Genomic DNA, 16,149 nt, shown 5'->3' on the forward strand with positions numbered 1-16,149 from the left:
ATGTCACTGCCGGGAAGGGGCGGGGTGGGGGCTAAAAGTACGTGCGGACGAAATCGACGACCGTGCCGTCCGACTCCACCACCGGAATCAACTGCCACTTGTCGAACGACGTGCACGGATGGGAAAGACCCATCCCCACCCACTCCCCGACCGCCACGGCCTCCGACGACGAGGTCCGCATCCACGTGTGCTGATCCGAAAGCCCCGTCACCGTGACCCCCTCGGCGGGCCGCTCCGTACCGTCCAGGGAGCGGACCACCTGCGCGACCGGCAGATCGAGGTCATACGCCGCATCCCGCTTGCCCGCGTTCGCGAACGCCTGCGACGGCGTGGGGCGGGACATCACCTGGGCCCAGAGCCGGAACGCCGGCTCCAGCGCACCTTCCGCGGGGACCCGGTTGAACGGGGTCAGATGACGGTAGTGGCCGTCGTCGTGCGACACGTACGCACCGGAGCGAAGCAGCTTCAGAACGGGCGCCGACAGCGACGGAATCTCGGCGAACACCGTCGCCACCGCGTCGAACCACGCCGAACCGCCCGCGCTGATCACGATCTCGTCGAGCCCGGAGAAGTACCCGGCCTTGTCGAAGTCGGCGGCCAGCGAGACGAGACGTCGCAGCCACGCCTCGACGGACTCCAGGGAGGCGTCCGGCACCTCGCCCTCGTATCCGGCGACACCCACAAGACGCAGCGTGTCGGCGGCGGCCACGGCGAGTGCGATCTCGACGCACTCGGCCTCGGTGCGGACCCCCGTCCGGGCGCCCTCACCGGCGCCGAGCTCCACGACCACGTCGAGCGGCCGCGTCGCCCCGGCCGCCGCGAGCGCGGTGTGCATCAGCTGGACGCCGGCCACGGAGTCCACGTAGCAGACGAGACGGAAGGACGGGTCGGCGGCGAGTTCGCCGGCGATCCAGGTGAGCCCCGCCGCGTCCACGATCTCGTTGGCGACGAAGATCCGCTGCACCCCGAAGGCCCGCGCGACCCGCGCCTGGTGCGGGTTGGCGAGCGTGATGCCCCATGCCCCGTACTCGGCCTGGCGCGCGAAGAGCTGCGGGGCCATCGAGGTCTTGCCGTGCGGTGCGAAGGCGAGGCCGTGGCGCTCGGAGTACGTCTCCATCAGGCGCAGGTTGTGCTCGACGCGCTCGGCGGAGAGGGCGAGCACCGGTGTGGTGAACCCGCCGGTGAAGAGGTTGCGGCGCTCGGCGGCCAGCTCGCCGACGGTCATCCCGTCCGCGTTCGGCGGCAGTCCCTTGAAGCGGAAGTCGATCGTCTCGTCCGCGAGTGCGGCCACGTTGTCGGCTGCCATCGAACCCTCCTCCTGGCCCGTTGCACCCTCTGCAACGGTCATTGCGTACTGCGCGTACCTCTGTCTAACATCCGTGCCAACACCGGGTCAACGCCCACCCGTGGCCGCCCCACGAGAAGGAGCCGACGTGCCCCACCCGAACGTGCCCGACCCCGGAGCCGACGCCGGAGCACCGCGCTTCGACGTCGCCTGCCTCGGCGAGTCCATGGTCACGTTCCGGCCCGTACGGCCGGGGCGCCTCGCCGACGTACCCGCGTTCGATCGCGGAATCGGCGGCGCGGAGTCCAACGTGGCCTGCACCCTGGCGCGCGCCGGACACCGCGTGCAGTGGATCAGCCGCGTCGGCGACGACGGCTTCGGCGCGTATCTGACGCGCGAGATCGAGCGCTGCGGCGTCGACACGTCGGCGGTGCGCAGGGATCCGGAGCGGCCGACCGGGATCTACTTCCGTACGGCGGGGGAGCGGGCCACCGCCGAGGACGCCCCCGAGCGCGAGGGTGCCCCCGACGGACCCCTCGCCGAGGTCGCGTACTACCGCGCGGGCTCCGCCGCCTCCGCCATGTCCCCGGCCTCGATGGCGCCGTACCCGGACACCGCCGGCACCCGCGTCCTGCACCTCTCCGGCATCACCGCGGCCCTCTCCGCCGACTGCCTCGCCCTGATGCGCGAGATGACCGCCCGCCGCCCCGGCCGCCCCCTCGTCTCCTTCGACGTGAACTACCGCGTGAACCTCTGGGACGACGCGGCCGAGGCGGGCGCCACCCTCAAGGAGCTGGCCCGCGGCGCCGACCTCGTCTTCGTCGGCGAGGACGAGGCGGAGGCGGCCTGGGGCATCACGGGCGGCCCGGACGCGATCCGCGCGGCCCTGCCCGAACCGGCGATGCTGGTCGTCAAGCAGGGCTCGACGGGAGCGACCCTCTTCGAGACCACCGCAGACGCGGGCACCGGCACCGGTACGAGCACAGCCACCGGCACCAAGACCTACGCCCCCGCCCTCACCGTGGACGTCACCGCCCCCGTAGGCGCCGGTGACGCCTTCGCCGCCGGATTCCTGAGCGCGACCCTGCGCGCCCTGCCCGCGACCCAGCGTCTGCGCCACGGCCACCTCTTCGCGGCCGCCGCCCTCACCGTCCCCGGCGACATGGCCGCACCGCCGGGCCACGCCCGGGCGGGCCGGCTGGCGGCGCTCTCCGACGCGGACTGGGGCACACTGCGCCTCGGCCCCGGCTGGACGATGACCGGGGCGGATGGGGAGGTTGTGACCGTATGAGCCAGACCGTCGACCGCGCGCTGAGCATCCTGCCGCTGCTCGCGGAGGGACCCGCGGACCTCGGGCAGGTCGCCGAGCGCCTGGGCGTCCACAAGTCCACCGCGCTGCGGCTGCTGCGCACGCTGCACGAGCACGGCCTGGTCTACCGCCAGTCCGACCAGCGCTACCGCCTGGGCGCCCGGCTGTTCGCGCTCGCCCAGGAGGCCGTCGAGAACCTGGACGTGCGCGAGATCGCCCACCCCCATCTCGTCGATCTGAACGCGAAGATCGGGCACACCGTCCATCTCGCGGTGTACGAGGAGAACGAGGTCCTCTACATCGACAAGGTCGAGAGCCGCTACCCGGTGCGGATGTACTCGCGGATCGGCAAGCCCGTCGCGATCACCGTCGCCGCGGTCGCCAAGCTGCTGCTCGCCGACCTCTCCGAGCCCGAGCGGCGCGCGATCGCCGAGAAGCTCGACTACCCCATGTACACGCCCCGTTCGATCCCCAACGCGTCCGCGTTCCTCAAGGAGCTCGCGGTCGTACGGGAACAGGGCTGGGCCACCGACCTGGGTGGCCACGAGGAGTCCATCAACTGCATCGGCGCCCCCATCCGGGGCGCGGACGGCAAGGTGGTCGCTGCGATGTCGGTCTCCGCGCCCAGCGTGGTCGTCACCGCCGAGGAACTCCTCACGCTGCTCCCCGTCGTCCGCCGCGCGGCGGACGCGATCAGCCGCGAGTACTCGGGTCACGCACCCGCGTAGACGCCCCCGAGTCGCAACCCCGACACCCCGACACCCCACACCGCAAGGAAAGTTCATGACCGAGAAGATCCAGCTCATGCCCTCCACCCACACCACTCCGCCCGCGAAGTTCTCGCACGGGGTCAAGAAGGGGAACGTCCTCCAGGTCGCCGGCCAGGTCGGCTTCCTGCCGCACGAGGACGGCAAGCCCCCGACGCCCGCGGGCCCGACCCTGCGCGAGCAGACCCTGCAGACCTTCGCGAACGTCAAGGCGATCCTCGAAGAGGGCGGCGCCACGTGGGACGACGTGATGATGATGCGCGTCTACCTCACGGACGTGGACCACTTCGCGGAGATGAACGAGATCTACAACGCGTACTTCGAGGAGCAGGGCCTCAAGGCCCCGGCCTCCGCGCGCACCACCGTGTACGTGGGCCTGCCCAAGGGCCTGCTCATCGAGATCGACGCGCTGGCCGTCCTCGGCTGAATGACGTTCCCCGGCGGCACGGCGCGCACTCCCCTGACCGCGCCGTGCCGTGCTCAGCCCTGCCCTGAACCGCCGCAACACCAGCACAGAACAATGGAGTTCCCCCCATGGTGCCCGGAATACAACTCGCCGCAGCCGCGCCCCCCGCCGAGACACCACCGCACACCGGTGGCATCCTCCCGCTCATCGGCGGGACCGGAGGCCTGCTCACGGTCGCCGTCCTCGGAATCGCCCTCCTGCTCTTCCTGATCATCAAGGTCAGGCTGCAGCCCTTCGTCGCGCTGCTCGCGGTGTCGATCGCCGTCGGTCTGTCGGCCGGACTGAGCGTCACCGAACTCTTCGGCACGGTCCAGAGGTCCACCGCGACCTCGCTGATCGAGTCCGGCATGGGCGGCATCCTCGGCCACGTCACGATCATCATCGGCCTCGGCACGATGCTCGGCGCGATCCTCGAGGTCTCCGGCGGAGCCGAGGTGTTGTCCAAGCGCCTGCTCGGTCTCTTCGGCGAGAAGCGCGCCCCGCTCGCCATGGGTATGACGGGTCTGATCTTCGGTATCCCCGTCTTCTTCGACGTCGGCATCTTCGTCCTCGCACCGATCGTGTACGCCGCCGCCAAGCGCTCCGGCAAGTCGATCCTGCTCTACGCGATGCCGCTGCTCGCGGGTCTGTCCATGACCCACGCCTTCCTTCCGCCGCACCCCGGTCCCGTCGCCGCCGCCGGACTCTTCAACGTCTCGCTCGGCTGGGTCATCGTCATGGGCATCGTCGTCGGCCTCCCCGCCGTCCTCGCCGCGTGGGCCTACTCGGCCTGGATCGGAAAGCGCATCTTCGTCCCCGTACCGCAGGACATGCTCGAAGCGGCCGAGGAGGCCAAGGAGGCCGTCGCCGCCGAGCAGCGCGCGGCCGGGGTGAAGCCGCCGGAGAGCCCGGTCCCGCTCGGCACGGTCCTCACCATCATCGGTACGCCGCTGCTGCTGATCCTCGCCGCGACCTTCTCCTCGATCGCGCTCGACCCCTCGACGCTCCGCTCGGTCATCGAGTTCTTCGGCCACCCCTTCGTGGCCCTGACGATCGCCCTGCTCATGGCGTACTACCTGCTCGGCATCCGCCGCGGCTGGTCGCGCAAGTCCCTGGAGACGGTGTCGACCTCGTCCCTGAAGCCGGTCGGCAACATCCTGCTCGTGGTCGGCGCGGGCGGTGTCTTCGGCGCGGTCCTCAAGGGCTCCGGCATCGCCGACGCGCTCGCCGACACCTTCGACGACATGGGCCTGCCGATCATCGTCCTGGCGTATCTGATCTCGCTCGTCCTGCGCGTCGCGCAGGGTTCGGCGACGGTCGCGATCGTCGCCACGGCCGGCATCGTGGTGCCCCTGGTGCAGGGCGGCGACCACTCGCAGGCCTTCCTTGCCCTGGTCATCATGGCCATCTCGGCCGGTTCGATCTTCGCCTCGCACGTCAACGACGGCGGCTTCTGGATCGTCGCGAAGTACTTCGGCATCTCCGAGCGCGACACCCTCAAGTCCTGGACGGTCCTTGAGTCGGTCCTCTCGGTCGCGGGCTTCGCGGTCGCGGCGGTGCTCAGCATCTTCGTCTAGCGGTACGCGTATGAGCGAGCGCCCCCGGTCTCCTCCGACCGGGGGCGCTCGCGCACAATGGGACTCATGTCGACCCCAGGCTTCGGCCCGCCGCCCGGAGAGTTCCCGCCCCCTCCCGCGTACGCGCCGCAGACACCTCAGCCGGTGCCCACGGGCCCGGAGTTCGTGGCGTTCGACAAGAACAACGCGGTGGTCATCGACGCCGAGGGCGTCTCCTTCGACATCGGCGGCCAGGTCGCCGACTTCCCCTGGCAGCAGCTCTCCCAGCTGCACTACACGGCCCAGGGCGTCTTCCTGCGCGTCGGCATCACGCACTCCGCGGGCTGGTTCCAGGAGTGCGTGATCAACGCGAAGAAGCAGCAGAAGATGATCGAGTGGCTCACCGAACTGGGCCCGGTCGCCGCGTACTACCAGGCCCAGCTCCTCAACCGGGGCTGATCAGGCGCAGTACTGCTGCTCCTTCCCGATCGACCGGTACATGCAGTCCGCGTTCTCCAGGAGCTGCAGCACGGCGTCCCGGTTGCGCGAGGTCTCCCGCTCGATCACCTCGTCGGGCGGGTAGAAGCCGCCGCCGCCCGCCGAGGACGGGTACATCTCGAAGGTGTAGTGGAAGATCTTCTGCGATCCCCACATCCAGTCGCCGACCGAGCCGTCCGTGATGTACAGATCGCTGGACTGCTGCGGCGTGTACCCGTTGCTCGCCGCCATCTTGCGGCCGATCGCCGCGTGCGCGTCGCGGTCGTCGGCCGTCAGGCCCGTCGCGGTGTCGCTGTACGTGTAGCCGTACGGCCAGAGCACCAGCTCGCTGTACGTGTGGAAGTCGATGGACGCCTTGATCTGCTGCTTGCCGCCGACGACGCGGCTGCGCACGAAGTTCGCGACCACCTGCACCTCGGGCGCCGACTCGGCCGACGGGCCGCGGTAGGTCTCCGAGGACTTGGAGCCGGAGGAGCCGCCGCAGCAGCCCCAGCGGTGGTTCCAGTTGCGGTTGAGGTCCGTGCCGACGTACGACGAGCCCGAGTTGGGCTGGCGGTTCTTGCGCCACGAGCGGTAGTTGCCGGTCGCGATGTCGTACTCGCCGCCGTCCGGGTTGACGTCCGGGATGATCCAGATCTCGCGGCCGTTCACCATGTTGGTGATGCGCGCGTCGGAGCCGTATCCGGCGCCGAGTTCCCGTACGAGATAGAGCGCCATCTCGACCGTGAGGTGTTCGCGCGCGTGCTGGTGGTGCGTGAAGAGGACCTCGGGCTCGGCCTCGTCACTGCCCACGTTGTCACTGATCTTGATGGCCGTGATGTCCCGGCCCTGGTAGGACTTCCCGATCACGCGCTTGCTCATGATCGAGGGGTTCGCGGCGATCCGCTGGTCGATCTCCGCGTTCATCTCCGCGAAGTTGTGGTAGCGCGAGTCGGCCGGCGGGAAGTCCAGCGGCTTGACGTCGGCGCCTCTCAGGCGCTCCGGTACGGCGCCGAGCTCCGTCAACTCGTAGCCCTGTGCGCGCAGTTGCTTCGCCTGCGCGGCGTTGGCGGTGACGACGACGGCGTGCCCGTCACTCTCGTCGATCGAGACGCCGGACCGGGCGATCCTGGTGACGGCGGCCCGGTCGAGCTTGTTGTCGGCGATATGGATCTCGTACTGCTGCCTGCTCTCCTCCTGGACGGCGGCCGCCGCACGGGCCTCGTCGGGCGAGGCGTCGGCGGTCAGCGGGGCGGCGAGGGCCAGGGCGACGACCGCCGCGAGCGCGGCCGTTCTCTTTCCGTGGCTGCTCGTTCCGCGGATGCGTAGGCGCATGACATCTCCTGAGCGGTGTGGGGGTGGCTCATGGCGACGCGAGTGCGGGGTCATCGTGGAGGAGTGGCATGGTCCCGTCAATACCGAGTCCTGCACGCCCTCTTGTGCCGCGGCCGGATTACGCCGATGGTGACCGGTGATCTCGATCATCGGGGACGAGCGGGGAGGCCAGTGATGGCAGACGCGGACAGCACCACCACCGACACCGCACCACGCAAATCGAGTTGGAGATACATCGGCCCTGGCATCGTTGTCGCCGCGACGGGCGTCGGCGCCGGAGACCTGGTGGCCACCCTGGTCGCCGGCAGCAGCTTCGGCTACACGCTCCTGTGGGCCGCGATCATCGGCTGTGTCGTCAAGATCGCCCTCGCGGAGGCGGCCGGCCGCTGGCATCTCGCCACCGAACGCACCCTCTTCGACGGCTGGGCGAGCCTGGGCCGCTGGGCGAGCTGGTTCTTCGGCATCTACGTGATCATCTGGGGCTTCGTCTACGGCGCCGCCGCCATGTCGTCGTCCGGACTGCCGCTCCAGGCGCTCTTCCCCGGCGCGGACATCGACCTGAAGTGGTGGGCCATCGCCACCGGTGTGGTCGGCCTGGTCTTCGTCTGGTTCAACAAGTACGCGGTCTTCGAGAAGGTCATGACCGTCCTGGTCGGCGTCATGTTCGTGGTGACCGTCTACCTCGCGATCCGCGTCACCCCCAACCTCGGCGACGCCTTCGCGGGCCTGCTCCCCGTGGTCCCCGACGAGAAGGACTCGGTCCTCAACACCCTCGGCCTGATCGGCGGCGTCGGCGGCACCATCACCCTGGCCGCGTACGGCTACTGGGTGAACGCCAAGGGCTGGACCAACTCCGGCTGGATGAAGGTGATGCGCCTCGACAACCGGGTCGCCTACATCACCACCGGCGTCTTCGTCATCGCGATGCTCTTCGTCGGCGCCGAGCTGCTGCACTCCTCACAGGTCGCGCTCGCCAAGGGCGACCAAGGTCTGCTGCAGCTCACGGGCATCCTGGAGGAGGAGTACGGCGGCGCCACGGCGAAGCTCTTCCTCGTCGGCTTCTTCGCCACGTCGTTCACCTCGCTCATCGGCGTCTGGCACGGCGTGAGCCTGATGTTCGCGGACTACATGGCCCGGATGAACAAGTCGGCCGGCCGGGCGACCGGCGCCGAGATCGCCTCGGGCACGCGCGAGAAGTCCGGCGCCTTCCGCGCCTACCTGCTCTGGCTGACCTTCCCGCCGATGGTCCTGCTCTTCTGGGACCAGCCCTTCCGCCTGATCATCATCTACGGCGTCCTGGGCGCGGCCTTCATGCCGTTCCTCGCGCTCACCCTCATCTGGCTCCTCAACTCCGCCCGGATGCCGGCCGAGTGGCGCAACCGGCGGTTCGGACTGAGCAACGCGATGCTCATGATCGCGGGGCTGCTGTTCCTGGTCCTCGCCGTCAAGTACGTCGTGGACGTGGACTGGGCCGAGTTCTTCTAGCGGCACGCGACTGCGGCACACCACCCGCGGAGCGACGTACCCCCGAAGACCTGTGAGGGCCTTCGGGGGTACGAGGGGCAAGGGTACGAGGGTCAAGGGGTACGAGCGGGGCTACTTCGCGTCGTACCCGAACAGCGAGCCGCCCGCAGGCAGCCCGTTCTGGCCGGGCTGGTACGCGGTGGCCGTGCCGGTCGTGCCACCCGGGGTGACGTTCCCGAACGGCAGGGCGTACAGCGAACCCGTGGCGACGGGGCCGTAGGGCAGACCCGCGTACAGGTTCCGCGGCGTGAAGTGGACGCTCTTGCCGATTCTCGCGTCGGCGCTCGGCGAGCCGGGGATGCCGTCGCCGTCACCGGCCTCGATCCACTGGTCGTTGGCGCCGGCCGAGCCCAGCAGGGAGAACGTGTGGATGGCACCGGCGTTGGTGACCGTCCCGACATCCTCGCCGAGGACACCGACCGCGATCTTCAGCGTCGCGGTGGAACCGACCGCACGCGGCGCGGTGTTGACCGCGCTCAGGGACGAGCCCGCGGCGTCACCGGCCTCGATCGTGCCGGAGCGGTCGTCGTCGGCCGTGCCCTGGTTCAGGGCGTGGGTGTAGTCCCAGGTGTTGTCGGACTTGAGGTGGACGAGCATCACATTGCCCGCGCCGGCGTGCTGCGGGCCGCCCTCGACGGACGGCATGGCCTCGCCCGGGGAGCCGATGGCGAGGATCGAGTCGGTGGCCGAGGCGGCACCGGACGGGCGGTAGGCGACGAGCGCGAGCGCCGCGCCGAACTTGTCACCGGCCTCGGCGGCGCCGGAGATCTCCACGTTGTCCTGGTCCATGCCCGCGACCAGCGTGGGGATGCCCTTGGCGTCCGGCTTGTGGCTGAAGGCGGCCAGGTTCCCCGCGTTGGCGTCGCCGCTGATGGCGTCGTTCGGGGCGCCGATGGCGAAGAAGTTGGCGTCGCCCGCGACCGCCGTGCCGAAGGCGTCGTTCGCCTCGGCGGCGCCGGGAACGTTCGACGTGTCCTGGGTGATGCCGACGTTGGTGTCGCCGTGCACGTAGAAGGCCGCGCCCGCCTTGGCGAGCGCGCCGACGGATTCACCGGGCGCGCCGAACAGGACCCACGGCTCACCCGCGGCGGTCGTGCCGGCGGCGAGCGAGGCGCCCATGCGGTCGCCGTCCTCGGGCCCGGAGGCGCCGATGGAGCCGTTGCCCGCGCCCTGCTCGAAGTGGCGGGCGGCCGGGCCGCTGCCCAGGCCGTTCTTGCCGCCGAAGAGGATGTCGACGAAACCGGCGTCGACCTTGTCGCCGACGTTCTCCTCGGAGGCGCTGACCACGAGGTCGGTGTAGCCGTCCTCGTTGTAGTCGACGGTGGCGAGGTGGTTGCCGAAGTGGTCGCCGCCCTCGGCACCGCCCGGGACCCAGGCCAGGTCCTGGTCGATGACCGCGCTGCCCTTGCCGCCGCCGTACGAGACGGTGACTCGGCCGGCCGTGGTGTGGACGTCCACCGTGGCTTCCGGGTCGCCGATCGCGATGTCCTCGGCGCCGTCACCGTTGAAGTCGGTGATGCGGGTGGCGTTGACCTTCGAGGTGATCCAGGAGGCCAGGTCGTCCACGCGGGAGATCACACCGGCCGTGGACGTCTGGGTCTCGTCGATGCCGAGGCAACCGCCCTGGAACGACTGGCTGTTGAGGCCCACGAGTTTGCCGCCGCTGATCACCGGACCGCCGGTGTCGCCCATGCAGGCGGCCTGGCCGTCCTTGCCGGTGACGTTCGCGGAGGTGGCCGCGGCGGAGTCCACGGTGTACGCACCGGTGTGCAGGCGCAGGGGCGCCCACTCCGTCTTCGTACGGCCGTACCCGGCGAAGCCGAGCTCGGCGCCTGCGGCGGGCGGGGCGGTCGCGAGGCCGATGGGTGTCACATTGGTGACGGGACGGCTCATGCGGGCGAGGACCACATCACGGTCGGTGCGCGGGACGAGCTCGACGATCTTGCGCTCGGCACCCTGGGTGCCGGCGAGGTCGGCGCGGCCGACGATCGCGGTGGTCGTCGTGGCCGGTGCGCCGGCGGGGACCGCGAGCGAGACGGCCGGGTCCGCAGCGAAGCAACTGGCCGCCGTGATCAGCCATTCGCTGTCCACGAGCGCCGCCGAGCAGCCGCGGTCGTGGTCGCCGATGACGACCTTGGCGGTGTACGCGTACGTGGTGTCCGAGTCGGCCACGGGAGTGCCGCCGGTGATGGCGGCCGCGGGCGCCGTGGACAGCGCGAGCGATCCGGCGGCCAGGGCCGCGCCGAGTGCGGCCAGGCGGGTGCGTCTGGTGCTGGGCATGAAGGTCAGTCCCCCCGTTGGCTACTTGGTGGTCCGGATCTCGACGAGCATGTGGTCGCGGCCCTCGGGGTCCGCCGTGTCGCCGACGGCGGCGAACTCGCCCTTGGGGACGTCGAAGGACACCTCCTCCGACTCCACGGTCATGTCGACCACGGCCGACTGCTCGCCGGCGCCCTTGACGCCGAACACCGCGGGGATCTCCATGGTCAGCCAGCCGCTGTTGCCGGTGACCTTGAAGCAGACCTTCTCGTGCTCACGGACGTAGACCTCCATCAGGCCCGTCTCGCTGCCGCAGGCGGCCAGCGTGATGCGGCCGTCACCGCGCTTGAGGAGGACGTCCTGCTCGGCGAGGATCTTGTCGGCGTCGGGATAGCCGTAGTCCTCGACCGCGTATCCGGGGGCGGCGTCGGCGACGGAGTCCGCCGCCGGAGCCTCGGCGGCCGGCTGCCCGGGGCCGACGGTCAGCACCAGGGCCACGGCCGCGACCGCTGCCGCGCAGCCCGTCGCGAGCGCGCGTCTCCATAGCTTCATTTTCATTTCTCCCCTTTTGACGACCCAGGCGCATCAAGCGCTCGAATTGCGGTCCGTATTCAAGCCTGCAATTTCTTTGCTTGTCTACTCGATCGGGGTTGTATAAGGGAACGTGAATGAATCGTGAAGGTCGGTCGCGGGCGGACTCACCAGGCGTCCCAAGGGTTGTACGCCCGTGCGTGGCTGATTCAGAACGTCCGGTTTTCTCTTGTCGGAGTTTTATCGCCCTTGACTCGACGTGGATTTCCCTCATTGAATCGTGCCGCCGTTCTCGCCTGCTCGCCGCGTTTTATCCGCGCTTTCCTGCGAGATGTCCGCTGAAAGGGAAGGACGCACACTTTGAGACCCACGCCCACGTTCATGAGCAGACGCAGCCTCCTGGCCGCCACCGCTGCCGCCACCGCCGTGACCGCACTGCCCTTCGCCTCGCCCCGCGCCTACGCGGCGGCCACGGGCCCGCTCGCGGCGGACGACGTCCCGCAGCTGCCGTCGCTTCCCGACACCCCGCGCGGCAAGACCGTCTCCGCGTGGAAGGCCGGCGGCCGTGCCGTGAAGACCGCGGCGGCCGCCGCGCTCGCCGGCACCGACGCCGACATCGAGCGCTTCCTCGCGAGCGAACTGGCCTCGGCGATCGCCGAGGACAACCAAGTGGCGCTCTTCAAGAGCCTGTCCGCCACCGGGAAGGGCACCACGCGGGAGATCACCGAGGCGCTGGCCTCCGGGGACGCGGCGATCGCCGCCTTCCTCGCCGGCGGCTACAAGGCCGTGGAGCTCGAGGACCTGCGCGCCCTCACGTTCGCGATCCACAACAAGGGCGAGCGCAGCGTGAAAGCCGCCGCCACCGCGGCACTCGAGGCCGACACGCCCGAGGCGTTCCTCGCGTTCATCACCGACAAGCAGTTCACCGCACGGCTCAACGACGAGCAGGCCGAGGTCTTCAAGATCCTCGCCAATGCCTCACCCCAGGTGGGGGAGTACGCCCAGCGCGCGCTCGACGAGGGCTCGGCGGGCTCGATCGGCTGGTTCCTGGAGATCGGCCAGCACATCGCGCGCGCCCGCGACCAGGAGACCGCCAAGATCGACCAGCTGGTGGCGATCGTCGAACGCGAGGGCCGGCGCGCGGCGTTGACGACGGAACAGGCCAAGGCCGAGTCCGAGAAGGCGCAGACCGCCGCCGCGAAGGCCAAGGCGGCGGCGCTCGAAGCCGCGGCCGAGGCGGACGCGGCCCGCGACGACGTGAAGAAGTCGGCGGCTGCCGCGCGCAAGGCGGCCGGCGCCGCCCGGGGCGCGGCGAAGGCCGCGGGCACCGCCATCAACGCCTCCAACGCGGCCCAGCGCGCGGCCCGCAGAGCCGCCTGGTCGGCGAACGCCGCCGCCGCGGCGGCCGCCACCGCAGCGGCCGCCTCGTCCGCCGCGTACCGCTCGGCGATCGCCGCGTCCAAGGACGCGGGCAAGGCGCAGGCCGCACGCGATGCCGCGGTCGGCGCCCGTAATGCCGCCGCCAAGGCGCGTACCGCCGCGGCCGCCGCCGACCAGGCCGCGATTGCTTCCTCGCAGGCCGCGACGGCGGGCGGCGCCGCCGCCTCCGCCGCGAGCAACGCCGCGGCCGCCGCGAACGCCGCCGCCACCGCGGCGACCGCCGCCGGTGCCGCGCAGAGCGAGGCCGCCGCCGCCCGGCAGGCCGCTCGCGAGGCCGACGCCCAGGCGGCGCTCGCGGGACGCGCCGCGAACCAGGCCCAGGCGCTTGCCGGCAAGGCCGCGACGGCGGCGCGAGCCGCGCGCGACGCGGCTAACTCCGCCGCTGAACACGCCGACAACGCCGCCGACGCCGCCGAGGAGGCCGCGAAGTACGCGGGCCAGGCCATCGACTACGCGAACCGCTCCACCAAGTTCGCCGCCGAGGCCAAGAAGGCCGCGGACGCCGCCATCCAGGCCGTCAAGGAGGCCGAGGCGGTGGAGAAGGAGGCGCGGGACGCCGAGGTCACGAAGATCGCGGAGTACACCCAGCAGGGACTCGACGAGGCGCGGCGCCTCGCGGAGCTGGAGAAGCAGGACATCGAGGCCGCGCGCAACCAGCTCACCGAGAAGCAGTCGCAGGACGCGGCCACCCGCGATCTGATCGCGGCCGCCGAGAAGGCGCTGGCCGCCGGCGACGACGCCGTGGCCGTCGAGAACGGCCGCAAGGCCGCGTTCGCGCTGATGAGTTCGCACGGAACCTGGACCCGTGAGGCCGCCGAGTTCGCGCTCGCCGCCGACGACGCCTCGATCCTCACCTGGGTCGACACCGACCGGGCCATCGCCGAGCGCCAGGACGACCGCGAGACGGTCCTCTATCTGTCCGGTGTCTCCACGGTCGATGTGGCCAAGGCGGCGACCGCGGCGCTGGAATCCGACGACGACTCGGCACCCACCACGTTCCTGACCGCCGGCCTGACCGACGCCGCGAAGACCGACAACACCGCCGCGATCTTCCGCGTCCTCGGCAAGAACCCGGGCACACGCGTCAAGGCCGTCGCCACGGAGGCGCTCGACGACGGTTCCGCCAAGGCCGTACAGGACTTCTTCGCGACCAAGTACGGAGCCGCGCAGAAGGAGGACGACCAGGCCGCCGCCTTCAAGATCCTCAGCACGGCGGGCCCGTACACCAAGATGGCGGCGCAGGTCGCGCTCGAAGGCCCGTCCTGGACGCTGCGCGACTTCGTCTCCGTGGTGCACCCGAAGATGGTCCAGCTCGACGCGGACCTCGCCACGCATATCGCCGCCATACGGGCCACTTTGGCGCGCGCCGCGAAGGTCGCGCAGGACGCGCTGACCGATGCGGCCGAGGCGTCGAAGGCGGCGGCCGAGGCCCGTCAGGCGGCGGATGATGCCGTCTACTGGGCGCAGGTCGCCAAGGACTCGGCCATCGAGGCCGGCAAGCTGGCCACCCAGGCCGATGCGAACGCGGACTCGGCCGAGCAGTCGGCCGAGGACGCCAGGTCGTCCGCCGAGACGGCCCAGAAGGCGGCCCTCGCCGCACGCGGCTACGCCCGCCGCGCCAACTATTCGGCCAACCAGGCCACCGCATCGGCGATTTCGGCCGTCCGTTCCGCGGCGAGTGCCCAGAACTCGGCGAACGCCGCCCGCGCCTCGGCGATCGCGGCCGGCAAGTCGGCGGCGGAAGCGGCACAGGCCGCCAGCGAGGCGCGCGCCATCGCCGCCGCCAAGCGCAAGGCCGAGCAGGAGGCCGAGGCCCGGCGCAAGGCGCAGGAGGCGCAGGACGACAAGGACAGCGGCACGGACCGTGCCGACACCTCCGACAACGACAAGACCGAGAGCCCGGCGAAGACCTTCCTCGGCGGTACGGCCGAGGACTGGAAGGAGATAGCCGACCTGCTCGGCGCCGTCTCCACCATCACCGGCGGCCTCGCCGCGCTCTCGCTGCTCATCCCGCCGCCCGCGGGTGAGGCGGTCGGCGCGATCCTCGGCGCGGTCTCGCTCACCACCGGAGGTCTGAGCGCGATCATCTACGGGTTCGCGGAGGGCTGGACGTCCGCGGACTTCTACAACTCCGCGATCGGCACCGCACTCGCCCTCGCGACCGGCGGCATCCCGTGGACCAAGCTGGGCGGCGCGTCGGGTCTGATCGACGACCTGTACAACGGCATCAGGTCCGCTCCGGCCCTGGCGCAGCGCCTCGGCATGGAGGTGCTCTCGCCGGTCTGGGGGACGTTCACCACCGCATGGGACTCGGCCGGCGACACCTGGGACAAGATCACCCCATGGTGACCTTCCTTTCGCTGTCCACCGCCGCGTGGTGCGCCGTCGCGGCCGTCATCACACCTGTCTTCATCGTGCTGATGCGCTGGACGATGCCGACGGCCGGTGGGAAGAGGAGTGTGTCCCTCATCCCGCCGGCCGCCGGCGCGGGCCTCGCGGCGATGGGCCTGGTGGGGAAGGATCCGCTGCCGGTGATCCTGTACCTCTACTCGGCCCTGCTGCTGATCTTCCTCATCGGGTTCGTCCCGGTACGGAAGTGGGTGTACGCGGACACCCTGCGCCAGGCGAAGAACCCTGACGTCAAGGTGCAGATGCATACGCCGTCGCTGCTGTGGATGGTCTTCTCGATGCTGGTGGCGGCGGTGGCCGCGGCGAGCGTGTGGATGGAGAACACCTGACGGCTCAGTCCTGCTTGGTGAGATACAGGGACGGCCCTTCCTCCGGGTCGTCCATGAAGTACACCTCGCCCTCCTCCTCCACGTAGAGCTGGACGCCGCCGATCTTCCCGAGACCGCCGTCGCTGACGGTGAGATAGACGAAGTCGCTGTTGCGCTCCGGGTCGTAGTCCCAGCTGCCGCCGAAGTCCGCCGGGTTCGAGTGCCCGTCCTGCATCACGTCGTCTGCGGTGAAGGTCCCGTCCTCCTCCAGACGCACCACGCCCCCGGTCTCCGCGTCCCGGTAGACCCCGGGTATCGCCTCGGCGGGTACCGGTGCGAAGCACCCGGTCAGGAGCAGTGCCGCCGCTGCGGTGACCAGTGCGGCGCCGTACCTCTTCTTCATCGCGTCCCCCTCAGCTCGAAGCCCTGGCGATGGGTTTTTAACGCGTTCAAAAACCCTGCCGCGCAGGATTCTAACGCGTTCAAAAACCTCTCCGGGCAGCA

General features: G+C 70.5%; 13 protein-coding genes. 8 read left to right on the forward strand and 5 right to left on the reverse strand.

The genetic code is table 11. The features are described from left to right. Positions 1-31: 31 nt before the first annotated feature. A complete protein-coding gene (locus ACIBI4_RS09975; protein ID WP_399203164.1) occupies positions 32-1,306 on the reverse strand; it encodes an amino acid deaminase in 1,275 nt (424 codons plus the stop codon). A 205-nt stretch (positions 1,307-1,511) separates the two neighbouring features. Here ACIBI4_RS09975 and ACIBI4_RS09980 point away from each other — a divergent pair, with 205 nt between their 5' ends. From ACIBI4_RS09980 to ACIBI4_RS10000, 5 genes are all read left to right on the forward strand, one after another. After that, the gene (locus ACIBI4_RS09980; RefSeq protein WP_399203247.1) at positions 1,512-2,576 is read left to right on the forward strand and encodes a sugar kinase; all 1,065 of its coding nucleotides are present in this window, start codon (positions 1,512-1,514) and stop codon (positions 2,574-2,576) included. Continuing rightward, positions 2,573-3,322, forward strand: a complete 750-nt coding sequence (locus ACIBI4_RS09985; RefSeq protein ID WP_399203165.1) for an IclR family transcriptional regulator — start codon at positions 2,573-2,575, stop codon at positions 3,320-3,322. Before ACIBI4_RS09980 ends, ACIBI4_RS09985 begins: the two co-directional genes overlap by 4 nt. A gap of 55 nt (positions 3,323-3,377) precedes the next feature. After that, positions 3,378-3,788, forward strand: coding sequence for a RidA family protein (locus ACIBI4_RS09990; RefSeq protein ID WP_399203166.1), 411 nt, complete (start codon positions 3,378-3,380; stop codon positions 3,786-3,788). 119 nt (positions 3,789-3,907) lie between these two features. After that, the gene (locus ACIBI4_RS09995) at positions 3,908-5,383 is read left to right on the forward strand and encodes a GntP family permease (protein WP_399203248.1); all 1,476 of its coding nucleotides are present in this window, start codon (positions 3,908-3,910) and stop codon (positions 5,381-5,383) included. Between the two features lie 66 nt (positions 5,384-5,449). After that, positions 5,450-5,821 (forward strand): hypothetical protein, encoded by a 372-nt coding sequence (locus ACIBI4_RS10000; protein WP_399203167.1) that lies wholly within the window; start codon positions 5,450-5,452, stop codon positions 5,819-5,821. Here the strand turns inward: ACIBI4_RS10000 and ACIBI4_RS10005 are convergent, their stop codons facing one another. After that, entirely contained in the window at positions 5,822-7,174 is a 1,353-nt protein-coding gene (locus tag ACIBI4_RS10005) for a M14 family metallopeptidase (protein ID WP_399203168.1), read from the reverse strand. It lies immediately after the preceding gene. 174 nt (positions 7,175-7,348) lie between these two features. On the opposite strand from ACIBI4_RS10005, the gene ACIBI4_RS10010 reads away from it, so the two are divergent. Continuing rightward, positions 7,349-8,659: an Nramp family divalent metal transporter gene (locus tag ACIBI4_RS10010; RefSeq protein WP_399203169.1), complete on the forward strand. Its 1,311-nt coding sequence runs from the start codon at positions 7,349-7,351 to the stop codon at positions 8,657-8,659. Positions 8,660-8,770: 111 nt separating this feature from the next. Here ACIBI4_RS10010 and ACIBI4_RS10015 read toward each other — a convergent pair whose 3' ends face one another. Together ACIBI4_RS10015 and ACIBI4_RS10020 are read right to left on the reverse strand one after the other, a co-directional pair. After that, positions 8,771-10,978: a trypsin-like serine protease gene (locus tag ACIBI4_RS10015; protein ID WP_399203170.1), complete on the reverse strand. Its 2,208-nt coding sequence runs from the start codon at positions 10,976-10,978 to the stop codon at positions 8,771-8,773. A 21-nt stretch (positions 10,979-10,999) separates the two neighbouring features. Then, positions 11,000-11,509 (reverse strand): hypothetical protein, encoded by a 510-nt coding sequence (locus ACIBI4_RS10020; protein ID WP_399203171.1) that lies wholly within the window; start codon positions 11,507-11,509, stop codon positions 11,000-11,002. 360 nt (positions 11,510-11,869) lie between these two features. Between ACIBI4_RS10020 and ACIBI4_RS10025 the strand changes: the two genes are divergently transcribed. Further along, on the forward strand, positions 11,870-15,277 hold the full coding sequence (locus tag ACIBI4_RS10025) for an ALF repeat-containing protein (protein ID WP_399203172.1): 3,408 nt from the start codon (positions 11,870-11,872) through the stop codon (positions 15,275-15,277). Beyond that, entirely contained in the window at positions 15,271-15,666 is a 396-nt protein-coding gene (locus ACIBI4_RS10030; RefSeq protein WP_399203173.1) for a hypothetical protein, read from the forward strand. Before ACIBI4_RS10025 ends, ACIBI4_RS10030 begins: the two co-directional genes overlap by 7 nt. Positions 15,667-15,670: 4 nt before the next feature. Here the strand turns inward: ACIBI4_RS10030 and ACIBI4_RS10035 are convergent, their stop codons facing one another. Further along, positions 15,671-16,048 carry a hypothetical protein gene (locus ACIBI4_RS10035; protein WP_399203174.1) on the reverse strand — a complete coding sequence of 126 codons (378 nt, stop codon included), beginning with the start codon at positions 16,046-16,048 and terminating at the stop codon, positions 15,671-15,673. Positions 16,049-16,149: the final 101 nt, after the last annotated feature.

The sequence above is a fragment of the Streptomyces sp. NPDC050418 genome, from assembly GCF_044458745.1.
Classification (GTDB): domain Bacteria; phylum Actinomycetota; class Actinomycetes; order Streptomycetales; family Streptomycetaceae; genus Streptomyces.